This window comes from Rhizobium sp. WSM4643 (assembly GCF_025152745.1).
GTDB classification, from domain to species: Bacteria; Pseudomonadota; Alphaproteobacteria; order Rhizobiales; family Rhizobiaceae; genus Rhizobium; species Rhizobium leguminosarum_I.
Genome location: NZ_CP104040.1, coordinates 1,484,321 through 1,505,358 on the forward strand (window position 1 = coordinate 1,484,321; position 21,038 = coordinate 1,505,358).

General features: G+C 62.8%; 13 protein-coding genes. 4 read left to right on the top strand and 9 right to left on the bottom strand.

The genetic code is table 11. The annotated features are described in order from the left end of the window. Positions 1-82: 82 nt before the first annotated feature. The 7 genes from N1937_RS07550 to N1937_RS07580 all read right to left on the bottom strand — a co-directional run bounded on the left by N1937_RS07550 (position 83) and on the right by N1937_RS07580 (position 9,914). Positions 83-535, bottom strand: a complete 453-nt coding sequence (locus N1937_RS07550) for a DUF983 domain-containing protein (RefSeq protein ID WP_260058125.1) — start codon at positions 533-535, stop codon at positions 83-85. Positions 536-554: 19 nt separating this feature from the next. Continuing rightward, on the bottom strand, positions 555-2,927 hold the full coding sequence (gene rnr / locus N1937_RS07555; protein ID WP_170256824.1) for a ribonuclease R: 2,373 nt from the start codon (positions 2,925-2,927) through the stop codon (positions 555-557). A gap of 1 nt (position 2,928) precedes the next feature. Next, positions 2,929-5,583, bottom strand: a complete 2,655-nt coding sequence (topA, locus tag N1937_RS07560; protein ID WP_260058128.1) for a type I DNA topoisomerase — start codon at positions 5,581-5,583, stop codon at positions 2,929-2,931. Between the two features lie 250 nt (positions 5,584-5,833). Then, positions 5,834-6,976, bottom strand: a complete 1,143-nt coding sequence (dprA, locus tag N1937_RS07565) for a DNA-processing protein DprA (RefSeq protein ID WP_260058129.1) — start codon at positions 6,974-6,976, stop codon at positions 5,834-5,836. After that, positions 6,976-7,596 carry a glycerol-3-phosphate 1-O-acyltransferase PlsY gene (gene plsY / locus N1937_RS07570; RefSeq protein ID WP_017963882.1) on the bottom strand — a complete coding sequence of 207 codons (621 nt, stop codon included), beginning with the start codon at positions 7,594-7,596 and terminating at the stop codon, positions 6,976-6,978. The genes dprA and plsY overlap by 1 nt, the downstream gene beginning before the upstream one ends. A gap of 75 nt (positions 7,597-7,671) precedes the next feature. Next, on the bottom strand, positions 7,672-8,961 hold the full coding sequence (locus N1937_RS07575; RefSeq protein WP_260058130.1) for a dihydroorotase: 1,290 nt from the start codon (positions 8,959-8,961) through the stop codon (positions 7,672-7,674). Beyond that, on the bottom strand, positions 8,958-9,914 hold the full coding sequence (locus N1937_RS07580; RefSeq protein ID WP_017963884.1) for an aspartate carbamoyltransferase catalytic subunit: 957 nt from the start codon (positions 9,912-9,914) through the stop codon (positions 8,958-8,960). Before N1937_RS07580 ends, N1937_RS07575 begins: the two co-directional genes overlap by 4 nt. A 178-nt stretch (positions 9,915-10,092) precedes the next feature. On the opposite strand from N1937_RS07580, the gene N1937_RS07585 reads away from it, so the two are divergent. Beyond that, complete coding sequence (locus N1937_RS07585; RefSeq protein WP_017963885.1) at positions 10,093-11,751, top strand: acyl-CoA dehydrogenase family protein; 1,659 nt, start codon at positions 10,093-10,095, stop codon at positions 11,749-11,751. 55 nt (positions 11,752-11,806) lie between these two features. Here the strand turns inward: N1937_RS07585 and N1937_RS31540 are convergent, their stop codons facing one another. Together N1937_RS31540 and N1937_RS07590 are read right to left on the bottom strand one after the other, a co-directional pair. Next, positions 11,807-11,965 carry a type II toxin-antitoxin system VapB family antitoxin gene (locus N1937_RS31540; RefSeq protein WP_441005670.1) on the bottom strand — a complete coding sequence of 53 codons (159 nt, stop codon included), beginning with the start codon at positions 11,963-11,965 and terminating at the stop codon, positions 11,807-11,809. 189 nt (positions 11,966-12,154) lie between these two features. Continuing rightward, a complete protein-coding gene (locus N1937_RS07590; protein WP_260058132.1) occupies positions 12,155-15,037 on the bottom strand; it encodes a ribonuclease E/G in 2,883 nt (960 codons plus the stop codon). 624 nt (positions 15,038-15,661) lie between these two features. Between N1937_RS07590 and N1937_RS07595 the strand changes: the two genes are divergently transcribed. The 3 genes from N1937_RS07595 (at position 15,662) to prfB (ending at position 20,985) form a co-directional block, all read left to right on the top strand. Then, positions 15,662-16,918 (top strand): N-acetylmuramoyl-L-alanine amidase, encoded by a 1,257-nt coding sequence (locus N1937_RS07595; RefSeq protein ID WP_260058133.1) that lies wholly within the window; start codon positions 15,662-15,664, stop codon positions 16,916-16,918. Between the two features lie 373 nt (positions 16,919-17,291). After that, entirely contained in the window at positions 17,292-19,751 is a 2,460-nt protein-coding gene (locus N1937_RS07600) for a penicillin-binding protein 1A (RefSeq protein WP_017963888.1), read from the top strand. A 102-nt stretch (positions 19,752-19,853) separates the two neighbouring features. Further along, positions 19,854-20,985 (top strand): peptide chain release factor 2 gene (prfB, locus tag N1937_RS07605; protein ID WP_012756997.1). Its coding sequence is split into 2 segments (ribosomal slippage): positions 19,854-19,922 and positions 19,924-20,985, totalling 1,131 coding nucleotides; the frame shifts between segments, so codons are not numbered across the junction. The last annotated feature ends 53 nt before the right edge of the window (positions 20,986-21,038 follow it).

A 21,038-nucleotide genomic window follows, 5' to 3' on the forward strand; every position in this document is an offset into this window, starting at 1 on the left:
GTCGTTGAGGATCGCCGGCTACCCCGGTGGGTCGGTGGAGGGCTGGCACTACACGTTAAATATGTCTGGAAGGTGAAGGCGCTCAATCAGGCCGTTCGGGAATGTCATAATCGTCCGGGCCATCACTCTCGCCACCGAAGCCGTGCATGCGCAGCGCCCATTGCAGGCCGATGACCCCGCCCTTGATCGGCTGGATCGAGGCGAGCGCGGTGATGACGGTGATCGGCGCCCAGATGGCAAGATGGACCCAGACCGGTAGCACGAAGGTCATGTCGGTCAGCATATAGCCGCCGACCACGACGTGTCCGAGGACGAGGATGACGATATAGGGCGGCAGGTCGTCCGCGCGCTGGTGATGCATCGCCTCGCCGCAGGCCGCGCAATGATCAACCGACTTCAGGAAGGCGCGAAAGAGTTTGCCGCTGCCGCAGGCCGGGCAACGATTCATCAGCCCGCGCATGATGGAGCGCCCAACTGGGCGCTCGACCTCGGGCGTGTCCCCGTAGCGGAGGGCCGGATCGGTCGGTGTGCTCATCGCATGTTCCTCTTCGGATCTAGTGCCGTCCGCGTGGCGGCCTTGTTCCAGGCTTCTTGCGGACCTGGCCCCTGTCGCGGCGACCTGCCTTGTGGAAGGAGCGCACTGCCGCCGGCATCTCGCGGCCCTCGCTGACCATTTCGAAGCGCAGCGCGCCGGCAAGCGGGATCGCTTCGGCAAGTTTCACAGTGACGCTGTCGCCCAAGCGATAGCCGAGCCCCGTTCGTTCACCCGAGAGCGCTTGATGTGCCTCGTCGTAAATGAAGTAATCGGTGCCGAGCGTAGATATGGGGACGAAACCGTCGGCACCATAGTCCGGCAGGGCGACAAAAAGCCCCGATTTTGTCACGCCCGAGACCCGTCCGGCAAATTCCTCGCCGACCCGGCCGCTGAGGTGATGGGCGATCAGCCGATCGACCGTCTCGCGCTCGGCTGCCATGGCTCGGCGCTCGAAGGTCGAGATTTCGGCGGCGATATCGTCGAGCGCCGCCTCTTCGTCGGGCGTGATGCCGCCTTCGCCGAAGCCGAGCGAGCCGACGAGGGCGCGATGCACGATGAGGTCGGCATAACGGCGGATCGGCGAGGTGAAGTGGGCGTATTTCATCAGGTTGAGGCCGAAATGGCCAATATTCTCCGGACCGTAGATCGCCTGGCTCTGCGAACGCAGCACCATCTCGCTCACCATGGTCTGATGCGGCGTGCCATCCGCCTTCGCCAGGATGCCGTTGAAGTTGTTGGCGCGCATGTTGCCGCCCTTGGCAAGCGAGATTCCCAGCGTGGCCAGAAACTCCCGCAGGATCTCCTGCTTGGCAAGCGTCGGGCCGTCATGAATGCGGTAGATCAGCGGTTGGCGTTTCTTTTCCAGGGTCTCGGCCGCGCAAACGTTCGCCTGGATCATCATCTCTTCGATCAGCTTATGCGCGTCGAGCCGTGGCGGCACGACGACCCGGTCGACCGTGCCGTCGGGCTTCAGCAGGATCTTGCGCTCCGGCATGTCGAGTTCCAGCGGCTGGCGCCGGTCGCGTCCGCGCTTCATCACCTCATAGGCGTGCCAGAGCGGCTTCAGGATCGGCTCGAGCATCGGTCCGGTCTGATCGTCCGGTTTGCCGTCGATCGCCGCCTGCGCCTGCTGGTAGGACAGCTTGGCCGCGCTCTTCATCATGATGCGATGAAAGATGTGGCCGATCTTGCGGCCTTCGCCGGAAAAGCTCATGCGCACGGCGAGCGCCGGGCGGTCGACGCCCTCTTTCAGCGAGCAGAGATCGTTGGAGATGCGCTCGGGCAGCATCGGCACGACACGATCGGGGAAATAGACAGAGTTGCCGCGCTTCAGCGCCTCGCGGTCGAGCGGCGAATTCGGGCGGACATACCAGGAGACGTCGGCAATCGCGACGGTGACGATGACGCCGCCGGGATTGTCGGGCGAGGGATCGAGTTCGGCATAAACCGCGTCGTCATGGTCCTTGGCATCGGCCGGGTCGATGGTGATCAGCGGCACGTCGCGCCAGTCCTCGCGATGCGACATGGTGGCGGGCTTTGCGGCCTCCGCCTCGGCGATGACGGCAGGCGGGAAGACATGCGGGATGCCGTGCGCATGGATGGCGATCATCGAGATCGCCTTTTCCGAACCGACGGAACCGACGATGGAAAGCACCTTGGCGCGCGGCAGGCCGAAACGGCCGAGACGGGCGATTTCGACTTCGACCAGATCGCCGTCCGTGGCGCCGCCGGTGAAATCGGGATCGATCACCATCTCCTCGCCGCGCCGTTCGATCGGCAGCAGCCGCCCGCCGCCGCCCGGCGCAGTGCGGAAAACGCCCATCGAGGCGCCGCGGCGCCTGTCGATCACCTTGATGATCCGTGCCGTATAGGCCGGCCCACCGCGATCGACAGCCGGGAAGATCTTCGCCAGGATGCGATCGCCGAGGCCTGCGACCGGCGCCTTACCCTTGCCCTGGCGGCCTGCCGGCGATTGCTGGCGGATGGCGACGGCGGGTGCCACGCCCTGGTCCTCCGGCCACTCTGCCGGCCGGCCGATCAGATCGCCGTCCTTGTCGCGCGTCGTGATGTCGAGAACGGTGACGGGCGGCAGCGCACCGGGCCGGATCAGCGACTTGCGGTTCTTCTGCAGCATGCCTTCCTGCTCGAGCTCCTGCAGCATCTGCTTGAGCTCGACGCGGCTATCGCCTTTCAGGCCGAACGCCTTGGCGAGTTCACGCTTGGACGCTTTCTGCGGATGATCGGCGATGAAGCGCAGGATCACCTCGCGCGAAGGCAGCGCGCCGTGGACGATGTTCAGCGGCTCGACGGCGGGAGCATCCTTGCCGGCGCGGCCGGTCTTGCCCGGGCGCTTGCCCGCAGGGTTCGTTCTCTCGCGCGGTATTCTGCTCACGTCAGCCCTTTTTCGATTTCGCGGGCGCTTTCGCCTTCGTTATCTTCGGTTTGGCGGCCGTCTTGGTGCTCTTGGCTTCGGCGGCTGCGGCCTTTGGCTTGGCTTTCGCCTTGGCCGCCTTGCCCGCAGGGGCCTTGCCGGCCTTCTCGGCGATCAGCGCAAGCGCCTCTTCGACGGTGATCGCCTGCGGATCCTTGCCCTTCGGCAGCGTGGCGTTGACCTTGCCCCAGTTGACATAGGGGCCGTACTTACCGTCGCGAACGGTGATGGCGCCGCCACCAGGATGATCGCCGAGCGTCTTCAGCGCTGCCGGTGTCCCGCGCGAACCTCGGCCCGGGGCCTGGTTCGCCTTTTCGGCGATAACAGTCACGGCACGGTTGAGACCGACCGAAAACACGTCTTCGACGGTTTCCAGATTGGCATAGGAACCGTCATGCAGGAGGAACGGTCCGTAGCGGCCGATGCCCGACGAGATCATCTTGCCCGATTCAGGATGTTTGCCGATATCGCGCGGCAGCGAGATCAGCGCCATCGCTTTTTCATAATCGATGTCCTCAGGCTTCCAGCCCTTCGGCAGCGAAGCGCGTTTGGCTTCCTTGCCGTCGCCGCGCTGGATATAGGGGCCGAAGCGGCCGGAACGCAGCGTCAGCTCCTCGCCGGTCGTCGGATCGGTGCCGAGGTTCTTCGGCTCGTTGAGCGCAGCACCGTCCGCTTCTCCGCCGTTTTCGGAGGAGAGTTGGCGGGTGTAGTTGCAGTCCGGATAGTTCGAGCAGCCGACGAAGGCACCGTATTTGCCGAGCTTCAGCGACAGGTTGCCGGTGCCGCAGACTTGACAGATGCGCGGATCGCTACCGTCCTCCCGTTTCGGGAAGACGAGCGGTGCCAGCGCCTCGTTCAGCGAATCGAGCACATTGGTGACACGCAGTTCTTTGGTGTCCTCGATCTGGGCGAAGAAATCCTTCCAGAAATCGCGCAGCACCTGCTTCCAGTTCAACTCGCCGGCGGAAATCCGGTCAAGCTTCTCTTCGAGATCGGCGGTGAAGTCGTATTCGACGTATTTGGTGAAGAAGCTCTCGAGGAAAGCCGTCACCAGCCGGCCCTTGGCCTGCGGGATCAGCTTGCGTTTGTCGATCGTTACATAGTCGCGGTCGCGCAGCGTCGCGAGCGTCGCGGCATAGGTGGAGGGGCGGCCGATGCCGAGCTCTTCCATCTTCTTGATCAGCGAGGCTTCCGAATAGCGCGGCGGCGGTTCGGTGAAATGCTGCGTCGAATTGATCTTCTGCCTGGCGAGCGCCTCGCGCGCATTGATCTCCGGCAGGCGGCCATCCTCCTCGCCGTCATCGCTCTGTTCGCCATCCTCTTTCTGGTCGGTATAGGCGGCGATGAAGCCGTCGAAGCGGATGACCGAACCGACGGCGCGAAGCCCCGCCTTCTCGCCCTTGTTGTCGGCGGTGATTTCAGCCGTCGTGCGCTCGATCTCGGCCGATGCCATCTGGCTGGCGATGCCGCGCTTCCAGATCAGCTCGTAGAGCCGGATCTGGTCGGCATCGAGGAATTTGCGTACGCGGTCGGGCGAACGATAGAAATCGGTCGGCCGGATCGCCTCGTGCGCCTCCTGGGCGTTCTTCGCCTTGGTCGAGTAGAGGCGCGGCTTTTCCGGCATGTAGCGCTCGCCGAACTGGTCGACGATGGCGCTACGCGCAGCATCGATCGCCTCGGGCGCCATCTGCACGCCGTCGGTTCGCATATAGGTGATGAGACCAACCGTCTCGCCGCCGATATCGACGCCCTCATAGAGCCTTTGCGCGATCTGCATGGTGCGCGAAGCGGAGAAGCCGAGATTGGAGGAGGCGGCCTGCTGCAGCGTCGAGGTCGTAAACGGCGGTCCCGGGTTGCGCTTGACCGGTTTCGCCTCGACCGTGTCGACCACATAGCTCGCACCTTCGAGCAATGCCTTCAGCCGGCCGGCATCTTCGCCGTTGCCGATTGCGCGCGGCTGCAGCCGTTTGCCGCTCGCCGAAACCAGTCTTGCCTCGAACTCGTCGCCGCGCGGCGTCTTCAGCAGCGCCGAGATGTTCCAGTACTCTTCCGAAATGAAGCGCTCGATCTCGGATTCGCGGTCGCAGACCAGGCGAAGCGCCACTGACTGAACGCGGCCGGCCGAACGCGCGCCGGGCAGCTTGCGCCACAGCACCGGCGAGAGATTGAAGCCGACGAGATAGTCGAGCGCGCGGCGCGCGAGATAGGCATCGACCAGCGGCACGTCGATGTCGCGCGGATCGGCCATCGCGTCGAGCACCGCTTTCTTGGTGATCGCATTGAAGACGACGCGCTTGACCGGCTTGCCGGTCAGCACCCGCTTCTTGTTCAGCATGTCGAGAACGTGCCAGGAAATCGCTTCGCCTTCGCGATCCGGGTCGGTCGCGAGAAACAGGCCATCGGCGGACTTCACCGCGTCGGCGATGTCCTTCATCCGCTTGGCGGAGGCGCTATCGACCTCCCAAAGCATTTCGAAATCCTGATCAGGAAGCACTGAGCCGTCCTTGGCAGGCAGATCGCGCACATGGCCGAAGGAGGCGAGCACTTTGTATCCGGGACCCAGATACTTATTGATCGTCTTGGCCTTGGCAGGCGATTCCACCACTACAACATTCATGATGATTCTCTTAAAAGGAAACGACGCCAGCGTTGAAGCCAGCGCGACACACACCGCAACATGGATATCGGCCCTCCGACATGGACAGGGAAATCGCCGCGGTCAAGGGGTTTGCTACAATTTTACCTCTTGTGTCTGTTGCAAGCAAAAGGAGGCAATCAGGAAAACACAATTACAGATATGCTGTCCCAAGGTTTTCGACTCAGCATTCGACAATTCGAAAAGCCGCCACTCGATGTCGTACCCAGGTTCAATCGGAAAGCGAGACGAGGCCGCCCTGATGCCGGTGCAGCCGGCCTGATATATCGAGTTCCAGAAGGATGAGATAGACCGCGGATGCCGACAGGTCGGTATGGCGGATGACGTCGTCGATCTCGACCGGCGTCGGCCCGAGCGCGTCGATAATGCGGTTTCGATCGGAATCGCCGGGTGGCACCGACATTGCTTTGCCGTCAGGCGCCGGCTCCTCCGCCATCGATGACGGGAACAGCTCGAATTGCGCAAGCGGCGCCAGGGCCTCGACGACATCGGCGGGTGCGGTGACGATCGAAGCTCCGTCCTTCAGCAGGCCGTTGGTACCATGGCAGCGCGGATCGAGCGGTGAGCCGGGCACGGCGAACACCAGGCGGCCGAAGTCGCCAGCCAGCCGTGCGGTGATCAGCGAGCCCGAACGCGCCGCCGCTTCGATGACGACGAGGCCGAGGCCGATGCCGGCGATCAGCCGGTTCCGGCGCGGGAAGTCGCGGGCGCGGGGCTCCCAGCCGAAGGGCATCTCGCTTACCGCCAAGCCGTTGCCGCCGGTTATCTCTTCGAGCAGGCCGATATTCTCCGGCGGGTAGGGTTGGTCGAGGCCGCCGGCGAGCGCCGCGATCGTGCCTGTGCCGAGGCTTGCCCGGTGGGCAGCGGTGTCTATGCCGCGCGCCAGGCCGGAGACCACGGTATATCCAGCCCGGCCGCAGTCGCGTGCCACCATCGCCGCGAATTTCGCGCCCGCGATCGAGGCGTTGCGCGAGCCGACGATGCCGACAGCCGGTCGTTTGGCAGCGGCAAGCGCGCCCTTGACGGCGAGAAGCGGCGGCGCCCCGTCGATCTGCTTCAGCGCTTGCGGATAATCCGGCTCGCCGATGCCGACGAAGCGGGCGCCGAAGCGGTGCGCCGCCTCCAGTTCCCGATGCGCCTCGGCCTCGCTGGCGATGCGGATTGCCCGCGTGGCGCCGCCGCGCGCCGAAAGCTCCGGCAGTGCGGCAATCGCTGCCTCGGCCGAGCCGAAATGATTGATGAGGTCGCGAAAGGTGGCAGGGCCGATATTGTCGGAACGGATAAGGCGCAGCCAGGCAATTCTTTGCCGTTCGGTCAGCACGACGCCTTTTGGTCCGGCGCTCAGCGCATCCATTATCCCTTTGCCCCGATCTTGCTTTCCGTCCCGCTCATCAGGCGGGAAATATTCGCCTTGTGCTTCCAGTAGGAGATGAGGGTCATGATCGCCATGACAGCCGCAACCTTTTCGTTACCCAGTATCCACAGCGCAACCGGAATGACAAGCATGGCGACAAGCGCCGATAGCGAGGAGTAGCGGGTGGTGAAGGCGACCGCCAGCCAGACGGCGGCGAAGAGCACGACCATGATCGGCGCGACGCCGAGCAGGGTGCCGATGTAGGTGGCGACACCCTTGCCACCCTTGAAGCCGATCCAGACCGGGAAGAGATGGCCGATGAAGGCGAAGAAGCCGGCGATGATCGCGGCCTCCTCACCAAGGAAATAGCCGACGATCCAGGCCGCCGCCGACGCCTTCAGCGCATCGAGCAGCAGCGTCGCCGCGGCGAGCGATCGGTTTCCTGTTCTGAGTACATTGGTCGCGCCGATATTGCCGGAGCCAATGCTGCGCACGTCGCCGAGGCCGGCGGCACGCGTCAGGATCAGGCCGAACGGGATCGAGCCGAAGAGATAACCGATAACGGCGGCAGCAAGCGCGATCGGCAGCGTGATCTGCCATGACATGAGATTGGATAACATATGTCCCCTCAGCCCCTCCGTGGCCTATCCTCGAGTCAGCCTTCTCCCGCTGCGGGATGGACGGTGAGGTCGATCCTAAATTGCGTGGACAAGCTTTCCCGAGACGTATGTCGCGACCGCCCGCCCGCTGAAGCGCGCATCCTCGAACGGCGTATTCTTCGAGCGGGAGAGAAGCATGTCTTTGGCGACAAGCCAAGGCTCATCGAGATCGATCAGTGCGATGTCGGCCGCAGCGCCCGGCTTCAACGTGCCGGCCGCGAGGCCGAAGATTTGCGCGGGGCGGGTGGACATGGCATCGATCAGGCGCATCAGGCTCACCTGGCCGCCATGGTGAAGCCTGAGGGCTGCCGCCAGCAGGGTTTCGAGGCCGATCGCGCCATCCTCCGCCTCGCTGAAGGGCAGGCGCTTCGTATCGACATCCTGCGGGTCGTGTGAGGAAACGATGATATCGATCGCGCCGCTGGCAAGGGCGTCGGCCATGGCCACCCTGTCATCTTCCGGGCGCAGCGGGGGATACAGCTTGAAAAAGGTGCGGTATTCGCCGATGTCGTTTTCGTTGAGCGCCAGATTGTTGATCGAGATGCCGCAGGTGACCTTGGCGCCGCGGCTGCGGGCGCGTTCGATCGCCTCGACCGATTCCGGCACCGAGATCATCGCGGCATGATAACGGCCGCGCGTCAGCTGCGCGATCCTGAGATCTCGCTCGAGCGGGATGAGCTCGGCTTCCTTTGGAATGCCGGAAAGCCCGAGCCAGCTGGCGAAAAGCCCCTCATGCATGACGCCGTTGGCGCCGAGATATTTGTCGCGCGTTTCGCAGCAGACGACGGCCCCGAATTCACGCGCATAGGTCATGATCCGGCGCAGCACCTGCGTGTCGTGGACGCTGGAATGGGCATCGGTGAAGGCGACGGCGCCTGCCTGCATCAACAGCCCGATTTCCGTCATCTCCTCGCCGGCAAGGCCCTTGGTGATGGCGGCTGCCGGATAGACGTTGACGGCGGCCGTGTCCCGCGCCGTCTTCTTGACGAATTCGACGAGCGCGATGTCGTCGATAACAGGATTAGTGTCCGGCATCATGATGATTGAGGTGACGCCGCCGGCCGCCGCCGCCCGGCTCGCCGAGGCGATCGTCTCACGGTGTTCGCCGCCGGGTTCGCCGACATGGACGCGCGCATCGACGAGCCCGGGCGTCGCGACAAGGCCCGTGCAGTCGCGGATGACGGCGCCATCAGGCGCGCCCTGGTTCTGCGCTTTTTGGCCGGCGGCGATGATCACGCCGTTTTCGGCGATGATCGTCCCCACCTCGTCGAGATTGCGCGACGGGTCGATGATGCGGACGTTCTTGAGGACGATCGGGTTGCTCATGCCATCATTCCATCGCTTCGGGGACCCTGGTTCTGCGAGACGAGCAGCGTCTCCATCACAGCCATGCGCACCGCGACTCCCATTTCCACCTGTTCGGCGATCACGCTCTGCGGCCCGTCAGCCACTTCCGAGGCAATCTCGACGCCGCGGTTCATCGGGCCGGGATGCATGACCAGGGCATCGTCCTTCGCCGCTTTCAGCGTTTCGGCGTCAAGACCGTAAAAATGAAAGTATTCGCGCACCGAAGGCACGAAGGCGCCGGACATGCGCTCGCGCTGCAGCCGCAGCATCATCACGACGTCGGCGTCCTTCAGCCCTTCCTGCATCGAATGGAAGACCTCGACGCCCATCTCGGCGATGCCGGCGGGCAGGAGGGTCGCCGGCGCGACGACACGCACGCGGGCGCCCATCGCGTTGAGCAGCAGGATATTGGAGCGCGCCACCCGCGAATGCAGCACGTCGCCGCAGATCGCCACGATGATGCGCGAAAGCTTGCCCTTGGCGCGGCGGATCGTCAGCGCGTCGAGCAGCGCCTGGGTCGGATGTTCATGCTGCCCATCACCGGCATTGACGACAGAGCAGGAGACCTTCTGGGCGAGAAGGGCGGCCGCACCGGCGCTCGAATGGCGGATTACCAGCACGTCGGGGCGCATCGCATTCAGCGTCATCGCCGTGTCAATCAGCGTTTCGCCTTTCTTCACCGAGGAATTGCCAACCGACATGTTCATGACGTCGGCACCGAGCCGCTTGCCGGCAAGCTCGAAGGAGGCCTGCGTGCGGGTCGATGCCTCGAAGAAGAGGTTGATCTGCGTCAATCCGCGCAGCGTCGACGTCTTCTTTTCTCTCTGGCGGCTGATCTTGACGGCCTCGTCCGCCTTGTCGAGAAGATAGGTGATATCCTGCTCGGTGAGGCCCTTGATGCCGATGAGGTGGCGGTGGGGGAAAAAGACCATGACCCTGCCTCTTGCTGTCTCTGGCGGTCTATAAAGAGTGCGGCCCGCCGGGGCAAGCATGCGCTGTGGGCAAAGGCTTATGTCCCCATGCATTTTTGCCCGAATTCCGATAGAGCAGAATGAACCGAATCATAACTTCCGGTTTCCCTTTGCCGGGTTCTTACACTAGAAGCGAATTATGACCTCCGCCAACCGGATTGACGACAAACTCGCAGAACTCAACCAGCCGAGCCTGTGGTCCGGCATCAACGCCTATCGATCCGATCCGCTGATCGTCGATCTGACGGCGGCTCTGCCGCGCGGCATCCGCGAAGACCTGGAAAATATGGGCCGCTACGTCACCTCGCCGGAGGCGCAGGAGATGGCGCGCATGGCAAACCAGGGGGTGCCGCAGCTGCGCACTCATGGTCCACGCGGTGAGCGCCTCGACGTCGTCGAGTTTCACCCCGCCTGGCATGCATTGATGCGCCGCTCCATGTCGGTCGGCCTGCATTCCTCCGTCTGGGACCCCCAGGCCGATACCGAGGCCAAGGACGAGGCCCATAGAGTTCGCGCCGCGCGGTTTTACCTGACGTCGCAGTTGGAGTCCGGCCATCTCTGCCCGTTGACGATGACGAGCGCCTCCGTCGCGGCGCTCTCGGCCTCGCCCGCGGTCCAGAAGGACTGGGCGCCGAAAATTCTCTCGCGCAAATATGATTCGTCGAACAAGCCGGCCATGCAGAAATCGGCCGTGACCATCGGCATGGGCATGACGGAAAAGCAGGGCGGCACGGATGTGCGCGCCAACAGGAGCGCTGCCGAAAAGGTCAGCGAGGGCATCTACCGGCTGTCCGGGCACAAGTGGTTCATGTCCGCGCCGATGAGCGATGCCTTCATCATGCTGGCGCAGACGAAAGAGGGGATGGGCTGCTTTCTCGTGCCGCGCCTTCTGGAGGATGGTTCCGCCAACGGGCTGCAGTTCCAGCGGCTGAAGGACAAGGTCGGCAACCGCTCCAACGCCTCGGCCGAGGTCGAGTTCACCGATACGTTTGGTTTCCTGCTCGGTGGTCCGGATGCCGGCATCCGCACGATCCTCGACATGGTGACGCTGACCCGGCTCGACTGCGCGCTGGCCTCCTCAGGCATGATGCGCGCCTCGCTCGCCGAAGCCGTGCACCACACCCGCGGCCGCAGCGTCTTCGGCAAGATGCTCGTCAACCAGCCGATCATGACGCGCGTGCTCGCCGACATGGCGCTCGACGTCGCCGCCGCGACGGCGCTGTCCTTCCGTCTGGCCGACGCCTTCGACAAGGCGCGCGGCAACGCCGAGCAAGCGGCCTATGCCCGCGTCATGACGCCGGTCGCCAAATACTGGTGCTGCAAGATCGCGCCCGCGCTGATCTACGAGGCGATGGAATGTATCGGCGGCAATGGCTACATCGAAGAACGCCCGATCGCCCGCCATTACCGCGAGGCTCCTGTCAACGCCATCTGGGAAGGCTCCGGCAACGTCATGGCGCTCGACGTGCTGCGCGTGCTCAACCGCGGCAAGGATCTGTTCGAAACGGTCTTCGCCGGCCTTGCCCGCGATCTCGGCCCTGCCGGCAAGAAGACGATCGACGTGCTGCGCGCCGCAATCGCGCTGTGCGAACAGGATGAGGGCGCCGCGCGCCTGCTCGTCGAACAGCTGGCGCTCGCCGCCGGTGCCGCCGAACTCTATCGCCTTGGGGCAGGGCGCATTGCCGATGCCTTCATCGAGACGCGTCTTGCCGGCGGCTGGCGCTCCACCTACGGCATGCTCGATTCCCGCTTCGACGCCAGCTACATCGTCGACCTGCTCTATCCCCCGGCCGCCTGATCATAAGCGGGGTCAGGCGATCCCGAGCACCGAGACGCTGAACTGTCGACGACGATCACTTTGTATCTTCAGACCGGTCGTGACGCCTCTCGTTGAGGTCGCCTTCCCAGCCTATCCGCGCGCGATCGCATTTTTCCGCCGGTATTTCTCGACAAGATTTCGCAAAGCCTGCTCGAACAGTGTCTTTTTTCGTCGCCAATCGCGCGGTGGTCATTGCCGCGTCGAGCAAGACGTCATCGATATCGATATCGTCCGCATGATCGCGCCCAATTTGTGATTATCATCAGAGATACACATCCACCTCACGACGGTTCAAGTTTGGCAACGATCTCCATCGGCATAAACAAAAATCCGGCCGCGTCGCCACGGCCGGATTTCAGTGTTTACGTCCGAAAATCAGCGTTCAGAAGAAGCCACGGCGCTGCCACCAGCCGGCTTTCTTCGGCTTGCCGTCATCGCCTTCGCCATTCTCGACGCGGGTGGATTTCACCGTCGGCTCGGAGGAGGAGATGTTGGATTCACGGTTGGCGCGAAGCGGCTTTGCCTCTTCCTGGACTGGCGGTGCGAGATCGGCGGAGGCTTCCACCAATTCCGGTTCGGCCTCGACCGCAGGTACCGTCTCTGCAATCGGTTCCTCGACCGGCGATGCGGCCGGTTTGCGGCGGCCGCGACTGCGGGCGGGCTTCACCTCTTCGGTTATGATAGGTGCGCTCTCGATGGCTGCCATTGCGGGCTGGCCTTCGTCGGCCTGTTCGGCAATCGCCTCGACCGCCACGGCTTCGCTCGGAGCCCCCTCGTTCGAAACGTCGTCGCCTTCGTCCTCGTCGCCGCCATTGTCTTCACCGGCTTCACCGGCTTCGCCGGCCGTCAGTTCGGAACCATCTTCGGCGCGATTGCGGCGGCCGCCACGCTTGCCGCGACGGCGCCGCTTGCGGCGCTGCGATTCCTCGCTTTCAGCCCGTGTCTCAGGCGTAGCTTCGGCGTTTTCATCACCTTCGCTGCCCTCGTCGTCACTGTCCTCATCCTCGTCACCGGCTTCGCCTGCTGCCGATGCCGGCTGCTCGGCAGTGCCGTTGCGGCCACGGCGGCGCCTGCGGCGCTTGCGCTTGCGGTTGCCGTCAGCTTCGCCTTCCGAGCGTGCTGCGACGGGCCGTTCGGCAACGGCCGGCTTTTCCTCGAGTTCCTCGTCTTCCTCCTCATCCACTTCGATGACGATATCGTCGTCGTCATCCTCGGGAATGGCTGCGAAGTTGAAGAGCGTTTCGATCTTGACCGGGTTTTCCACCGGATCGCCGCGATCGATCGCGAAATGCTGTGCGCCGACCGAACCGTCTGCATCGATGACGATAGCGACGCCGAAACGGCTTTCGTAATCGATGATCGTCTGGCGCTTGTGGTTGAGCAGGTAGAGCGCGATGTCAGGCGTGGTGCGCACAGTGATGTTGTGCGTGGTGTTCTTCAGCAGATATTCCTCGATGCCGCGCAGGACATGCAGGGCGACGGAGGACTGCGAGCGCACATGGCCGGTGCCGCCGCAATGCGAGCAGACCTGCGTGGTCGATTCGAGAACCGACGCGCGGATACGCTGTCGCGACATTTCGAGCAGGCCGAAATGCGAGATCCGGCCGACCTGGATGCGGGCGCGGTCGTTCTTCAGGCATTCCTTCAGCTTCTTCTCGACGGCGCGGTTGTTGCGCTTCTCTTCCATGTCGATGAAGTCGATGACGATCAGGCCGGCAAGGTCGCGAAGGCGAAGCTGGCGGGCGACTTCGTCTGCAGCCTCGAGATTCGTCTGCAGCGCGGTGTCTTCGATCGAATGTTCGCGGGTCGAGCGGCCGGAGTTGACGTCGATCGAAACCAGCGCTTCGGTCTGGTTCATGATCAGGTAGCCTCCGGACTTCAGCGTCACCTGCGGCTGCAGCATGCGGTCGAGCTGAGCCTCGATGCCGGAACGCGAAAAGATCGGATGGATGTCGCGGTACGGCTGAACCACCTTGGCATGGCTCGGCATCAGCATCTTCATGAAGTCTTTCGCTTCACGATAGCCTTCTTCACCTGAAACGATGACTTCGCTGATATCCTTGTTGTAGAGGTCGCGGATCGAGCGCTTGATCAGCGAGCCTTCCTCATAGACGAGGCAGGGTGCCGTGGATGCCAGCGTCAGGGTGCGCACATTCTCCCACAGGCGCATCAGATATTCGAAGTCACGCTTGACTTCGACCTTGGTGCGATTGGCACCGGCGGTGCGAAGGATGACGCCCATGCCCTGCGGCACCTCGAGCAGGCGCGCGATTTCCTTCAGGCGCTTGCGATCGGCGGGATTGGTGATCTTGCGGGAAATGCCGCCGCCGCGCGCCGTGTTCGGCATCAGGACGGAATAGCGTCCGGCGAGCGAGAGATAGGTGGTAAGGGCTGCGCCCTTGTTGCCGCGCTCTTCCTTGGCGACCTGCACGAGCAGGATCTGGCGGCGCTTGATGACTTCCTGGATGCGGTACTGCTTGCGCGGCTTGCGCTGCACGCGGTCCGGCACTTCTTCCATCGCGTCTTCGGCGCCGACGGATTCGATGATTTCCTCTTCGCCGTGATCGTCATCATCGTCGTCATCGTCGTTGCGACGCTTGCTGGTATCGACGTCTTCGGAGATCGAGTCGGTTTCTACCATCGCGGCCATTGCGCCGCCGGTCGAGCCGTCATCCTCATTGTCGACGGTTGAAGCGCCTTCGGCTTCAACGTCTGTGGGAACAGCGTCTTCGGTCTCGGTCGTTTCGGCGGCCGGTTCTACGACCTTCTTGCGGCTGCGGCGCGGCCTTGCTTTCTTCGCAGGCGCTTCCTCGGCGGCCGCGGGCGACGCCGCGGTCTCTACCACTGCCGTCTCTTCCGTTGCGGCATCGGTTTCCGGCGCCTCTGCCGGAACGATGCCGACATCCGGCTGATCCTGCTTGGAAAGATCGACCATCGGCGCGGTTTCGACATGCTCGACGTCTTCGTCGCGGCGATGCTCTTCGGCTTCGGCCCGAAGCAGCGCCTGACGGTCGGCAAGCGGTATCTGATAATAATCGGGATGGATTTCGGCGAAGGCCAGGAAGCCGTGCCGGTTGCCGCCGTAATCGACGAAGGCGGCTTGCAGCGAGGGCTCGACCCTCGTTACCTTTGCAAGATAGATGTTGCCGCGGATCTGCTTCTTGTGCTGGGACTCGAAGTCAAATTCTTCTATGCGGTTCCCGCGAACGACAACGACGCGCGTCTCTTCCTCGTGAGACGCATCGATAAGCATTTTGTCTGCCATGTAAGCTGTGCTCCTCGGCGTGGCCGCGAGAGCGCATTCCCGACTGCTGTTGAGACAGAAAGAATGCGGTCCGCAGTGGCCGCGCCGGATAATGAAAGTCGCGCCTGATGCGAGGGGGAGGGCAGCAGCCAGACCGCAGCCGGAACCATTTCGGTCCGGGGCCTGTACACTTCAGATAAAACCTGCTGCGAAACCATCAACAACCAAGCGTGATCGACAAATGTGAAGACCCGTTCGGGTCCGATGAGTTTGCTCCCTGAGAGCGTGGTGGCTGATCCACCAATGAATTCCGACAATAAGCCGGAAAATCAGGATCCAGTTCTAGGGATTAAGCGCATGAGACGGCGGACGATGACCGGTGTGGCGCCAGGTCCTGATCTGGCTGGCAGCCTTTGCGGCGACTCTATCCCGTCAACACTTTACCCTGAAATTCGTTGTATGTTTTCTGTGTCACAATAGCAAGGGAAAAGCCAAATGTGCCATAATATTGATGGATTTCGCAACGCATAGAAGCTGGGGATAAAGTGATCGCGATTCGGCAGGCTGCAGCGGGTGTTTCGTCACGCCGACGTTCACTGCTGCGGCGTCGGGTCCATCGCAATATAAATAGGGTGTGGCGGTTTATTGTTTAAGAGGGCTCGGATCGCGGCGAAATCCGCAGCGCGGCGATCGATAATCGCAAGGCGGGTTCTGGCGGCGCTTTTGGCCGCCAGTCTCCTGCCGGTCGCTGCGAACTCCGTCGAGGCCAGGGATCCGCTGCTTGCCTACGGCGCGCGCATCGTCGGCGACGACGCAAGGACCCGCATCGTCATCGATTTCGATCGCGAGCCGCGTTTCTCGGTCCACTATATCGCCAATCCGGAACGCATCGTCGTCGACCTGCCGGCGACCGCCTTCGGTTTTCCGGCGAAGGATCTTGCCGCCCGCGGTCTGTTCAAGGATATCCGCTACGGCAAGATGGACGAAGAGAGCGCCCGCATCGTGCTGACGACCGTAGGGCCGGTGAAGCTGGCGCTTGCCAAGGTGCAAGTCGATGAGACGGGCAACGGCCATCGCCTCGTGCTCGATGCGGAGATGATCGACAAGAAGGCCTTTGCCGAACTGGTAAAGACGCAATCCTGGAGCGATCCGACTGAGGCGGCGCAGACGACGAGCGCCATTCCGGCACCGGAAAAAGCTGCCCCCGGCGATTTTGTCATCGCCGTCGACGCCGGCCACGGCGGCATCGATACCGGCGCCATCGGCGTCGATACCAAGACCGAGGAAAAGCAGGTGACGCTTGCTTTCGCCAAGGCTTTGACCGACCGGCTGAACAAGGAGCCGGGCATCAAGGCTTTCCTGACGCGCGAGGATGACGAGTTCCTGTCGCTTTCGCAGCGCGTGCTGATCGCCCGCCAGAACCATGCCGGCCTCTTCATTTCGCTGCATGCCGACACGCTGAAGCAGAAGGATATCCGCGGCGCCACCGTCTACACGATCTCCGACAAGGCATCCGACAAGCTCGCCGCCGATCTTGCCGAACGTGAAAACCTCTCGGATCAGATCGCCGGCAAGGAGACGGTTGCCGAGCCGCCCGAGGTCGCCGACATCCTGCTCGATCTGACACGGCGCGAGACGCAGGCGTTCTCGATCTCGCTGGCCGAGAGTGTGCTGAGTTCCTTCAAGGATCAGGTCGGCACCATCAACAATCCGCACCGTCATGCCGGCTTCCGCGTGCTGCAGGCCCCCGACGTGCCGTCGATCCTTCTCGAGATCGGGTTCCTCTCGAATGCCGAAGACGAGAAACTGCTGCTCGACGAGGCCTGGCGCGGCAAGATCGCCGGTCTCTTGACCGACGCAGTGAAGCGATACCGAGCCGCCGTCATGGCGAATGGCGGCTGACAGCCGCCGCCCAAAAATCTGTAGCGGTTGCGGCACGGCGGCCCGCATAAAAACAAAGATTCATAAAAACAAAGATTTAAGTCCGCCGCATGAATCAAATTCTGAGCAGGATACCCAGATCGGCAGTTGGGACGGCGTTGCTTGGATGTGACAGTCCTAATGAAACGCGGCCGCAGCGGTGAATGCGGCGCAGACAGCCCTATTTTGCTCACATTCGCGCCGTTACTCCGGCTTATGTTTCGCAGCCTGAGGCGCGAAATCGGCTTGTGGCGGTAGCGCTCATAGAGTAAGCCGCGCAACGTGCAAATTGCCTTGATCTGTGCAATCGTTGCGGCTGCGCCGATTGAAGATCGAAGAGACCGGTAGCTGAAATATGGTTAGACTTTTTGGATATTTCTTCGGAATGGCCTGCGTCCTGTTTCTGGTCGCGGCGGCGGGTGTTGCCATCTATCTCGCCAATGTCGCGAAGGATCTCCCGGATTATGCCGTTCTGAACAGCTACGCGCCGCCGGTGACGACCCGCGTCCATGCCGGCAATGGCGCGCTTATGGCCGAATACGCCAAGGAAAAGCGTCTCTTCCTGCCGATCCAGGCCATTCCCGACCGCGTGAAGGCCGCTTTCCTGTCGGCCGAAGACAAGAATTTCTACAATCATCCGGGCGTTGATCTCACCGGCCTTGGCCGTGCAATCCTCGTCAACCTGCAGAATTTCGGTTCCGGCCGCCGCCCGGTCGGTGCCTCGACGATCACCCAGCAGGTGGCCAAAAACTTCCTTTTGAGTTCGGACCAGACGATCGACCGCAAGATCAAGGAAGCAATCCTCTCCTTTCGCATCGAGCAGGCCTACAGCAAGGACAAGATCCTCGAACTCTACCTGAACGAGATTTTCTTCGGTCTGAATTCCTACGGCATCGCTGGCGCGGCACTCACCTATTTCAACAAATCCGTCACCGAACTGACCGTCGCCGAAGCCGCCTATCTGGCATCGCTGCCGAAGGGACCTGCCAATTATCATCCTTTCCGCCATCCGGAAGCTGCGCTCGAGCGCCGCAACTGGGTGATCGACCGGATGGTCGAGAACGGCTATGTCAGCCAGCCTGACGGCGAGGAAGCCAAGAAACAGCCGCTTGGCGTCACCGCCCGCACCACCGGCCCCTCGCTCTTTGCTTCGGATTATTTCGCCGAAGCCGTGCGCCGCCAGTTGATCGACCAGTACGGGGAAAAAGTCCTCTATGAGGGCGGCCTTTCGGTACGGACGTCGCTCGATCCGCAGATGCAGCTCGCTGCCCGCAAGGCGCTGCAGGACGGTCTGGTTACCTATGACGAGCGCCGCGGTTTCCACGGCCCGATCAAGCAGATCGATGCAAGCGGCGATTGGGGTAAGGCGCTTGCCGATATCCCCGCACTGTCCGACGTACCGGAATGGCGGCTTGCCGTCGTACTCGCAGTTTCCGACTCGACCGTCGACATCGGCCTGCAGCCGGCCAAGGATGGAAGCGGCAAGGTTGCGGCCGACCGTCAACGCGGCACGATCGACGCCAAGAATATGCAATGGGCCTTCCGTTCGGCCGACGGCGCCCGCAAGTCCACGAAATCGCCGGTCGGCGCAGTAGCGCCCGGTGACGTCGTTTATGTCGAGAAGCTCGGCGATAACACCTCGACCTCCTATCGCCTGCAGCAGCCCCCGAAGGTGCAGGGTGGTCTCGTCGCGATGGACCCGAAGACGGGCCGCGTGCTCGCCATGGTCGGCGGCTTCTCCTACGGCCAGTCCGAATTCAACCGCGCCACTCAGGCGATGCGCCAGCCGGGCTCCTCCTTCAAGCCCTTCGTCTATGCGGCGGCGATGGACAATGGCTATACCCCGGCCTCGGTTATCATGGACGCTCCGATCGAAATCGTCTCGGGCGGCCAGGTCTGGAGGCCGGAAAACTACGGCGGCGAAGTCAGCGGCCCGTCGACGCTGCGCTCGGGCATCGAGCATTCGCGCAACCTGATGACGGTGCGCCTTGCCAACGATCTCGGCATGAACATCGTCGCCGAATATGCCGAGCGCTTCGGCATTTACGATCACATGCTGCCGGTTCTCTCCATGTCGCTCGGCGCCGGCGACACGACCGTGCTGCGGATGGTCTCGGCCTATTCGGTTATTGCCAATGGCGGCAAGCAGATCAAGCCGACATTGATCGACCGCATCCAGGACCGCTACGGCAAGACCATCTTTAGGCATGAGGAGCGTCTCTGCGAGGGCTGCAATGCCGGCGACTGGCAGAACCAGGAAGAGCCGAATATCGTCGACAACCGCGAAACCGTGCTCGACCCGATGACCGCCTACCAGATCACCTCGATGATGCAGGGTGTCATCCAGCGCGGCACCGCCGCCGGCAAGGTCGATCTCGGGGGTCGCGATGTCGCCGGAAAGACCGGCACCACCAACGACGAGAAAGATGCCTGGTTCGTCGGCTTCACGCCGGATCTGGTCGCCGGCCTCTATATGGGCTTCGATACGCCGGCCCCGCTCGGCCGCGGCGGCACCGGCGGTGTTCTCTCTGCGCCGATCTTCAACGAATTCATGCAGGCGGCCGTCAAGGACATGCCGGAATCGAAATTCGTCATTCCATCAGGCATGAATCTGATCCCGATCGACCGCAAGACCGGCATGGCGGCCGTCGACGGCGATCCGAACACCATCATCGAGGCCTTCAAGCCCGGCACCGGCCCGGCCGACAGCTTCTCGGTCATCGGCATGGACAGCACCATGGCGCCTGAAGAAATCCTGAAGACCTCGCCGCAGGCCAACCAGGCCGTCCAGACCGGCACACCCGGCCTGTTCTGATCGAGGCCCGAATTTTTGAACGCCCGCCGCGGCCCTTTACATCCGCGGCGGGCGTCTCTATGTCACCAGCACTTGAGAAGACCGAGATAGAGAAGCAGGATAATGCGAGCGGAAATCGAAAACGTGGTCGATGAAACCAAGCAGGCTATCACCCTGCTGAGGAGGCATCTTTGACTGGGACCAGGCGATAAGACGGCTGGACTGGTTGAACAACAAGGCTGAGGATCCGAACCTCTGGAACGACGCTTCCGAAGCGCAGAAGCTGATGCGCGAGCGCCAGCAGCTCGATGACGGCATCAATGGCGTCAAGCAGCTCGAACAGCAGCTGAACGACAATATCGAGCTGATCGAGCTTGGCGAGGAAGAGGGCGACCAGAGCGTCGTCAAGGAAGCCGAGGATACGCTGAAGGCCTTGAAGGCCGAGGCCGCGCGCCGCCAGGTGGAAGCCATGCTCTCCGGCGAGGCTGACGGCAACGACACCTATCTCGAAGTCCATTCCGGCGCCGGTGGCACCGAAAGCCAGGACTGGGCGAACATGCTGCTGCGCATGTACACCCGCTGGGCCGAGCGCCAGCGTTTCAAGGTCGAGCTTCTCGAAGTCCATGACGGCGAAGAAGCCGGCATCAAGTCCGCGACCTTGCTCGTCAAGGGCCACAATGCCTACGGCTGGCTGAAGACGGAATCGGGCGTGCACCGCTTGGTGCGCATCTCGCCCTACGACAGCAACGCGCGCCGCCACACCTCCTTTTCGTCGATCTGGGTCTACCCCGTTGTCGACGACTCGATCCAGATCGAGATCAACGAAAGCGACTGCCGCATCGACACCTACCGTTCCTCGGGTGCCGGCGGCCAGCACGTCAACACCACCGACTCGGCCGTGCGCATCACGCATATTCCGACGGGCATCGTCGTGCAGTGCCAGCAGGAGCGCTCGCAGCACAAGAACCGCGCCAAGGCGTGGGACATGCTGCGCGCCCGCATGTACGAAGCGGAATTGAAGAAGCGTGAGGATGCCGCCAGCGCCGAAGCCGCTTCCAAGACCGAGATCGGCTGGGGCCACCAGATTCGCTCCTATGTGTTGCAGCCCTATCAGATGGTCAAAGACTTGCGCACCGGCGTCGCCAGCAGCGCGCCGGATGATGTGCTCGACGGCGACCTGAACGAGTTCATGGAAGCAGCACTCGCTCACCGCATCAGCGGCGCCGCCGACGCGGTCGTCGAGGATGTCGACTGATCGGATTGACGATGGATTGAGACAACAAAAGCTCCGGAGACGGGGTTTTTGTT

Bases quoted from the DNA above. Each gene is read 5' to 3' on its own strand.
- N1937_RS07550 (WP_260058125.1), bottom strand. From the start codon at position 535: ATGAGCACACCGACCGATCCGGCCCTCCGCTACGGGGACACGCCCGAG.
- topA (WP_260058128.1), bottom strand. From the start codon at position 5,583: ATGAATGTTGTAGTGGTGGAATCGCCTGCCAAGGCCAAGACGATCAAT.
- dprA (WP_260058129.1), bottom strand. From the start codon at position 6,976: ATGGATGCGCTGAGCGCCGGACCAAAAGGCGTCGTGCTGACCGAACGG.
- plsY (WP_017963882.1), bottom strand. From the start codon at position 7,596: ATGTTATCCAATCTCATGTCATGGCAGATCACGCTGCCGATCGCGCTT.
- N1937_RS07575 (WP_260058130.1), bottom strand. From the start codon at position 8,961: ATGAGCAACCCGATCGTCCTCAAGAACGTCCGCATCATCGACCCGTCG.
- N1937_RS07580 (WP_017963884.1), bottom strand. From the start codon at position 9,914: ATGGTCTTTTTCCCCCACCGCCACCTCATCGGCATCAAGGGCCTCACC.
- N1937_RS07585 (WP_017963885.1), top strand. From the start codon at position 10,093: ATGACCTCCGCCAACCGGATTGACGACAAACTCGCAGAACTCAACCAG.
- N1937_RS31540 (WP_441005670.1), bottom strand. From the start codon at position 11,965: ATGACCACCGCGCGATTGGCGACGAAAAAAGACACTGTTCGAGCAGGC.
- N1937_RS07590 (WP_260058132.1), bottom strand. From the start codon at position 15,037: ATGGCAGACAAAATGCTTATCGATGCGTCTCACGAGGAAGAGACGCGC.
- N1937_RS07600 (WP_017963888.1), top strand. From the start codon at position 17,292: ATGGTTAGACTTTTTGGATATTTCTTCGGAATGGCCTGCGTCCTGTTT.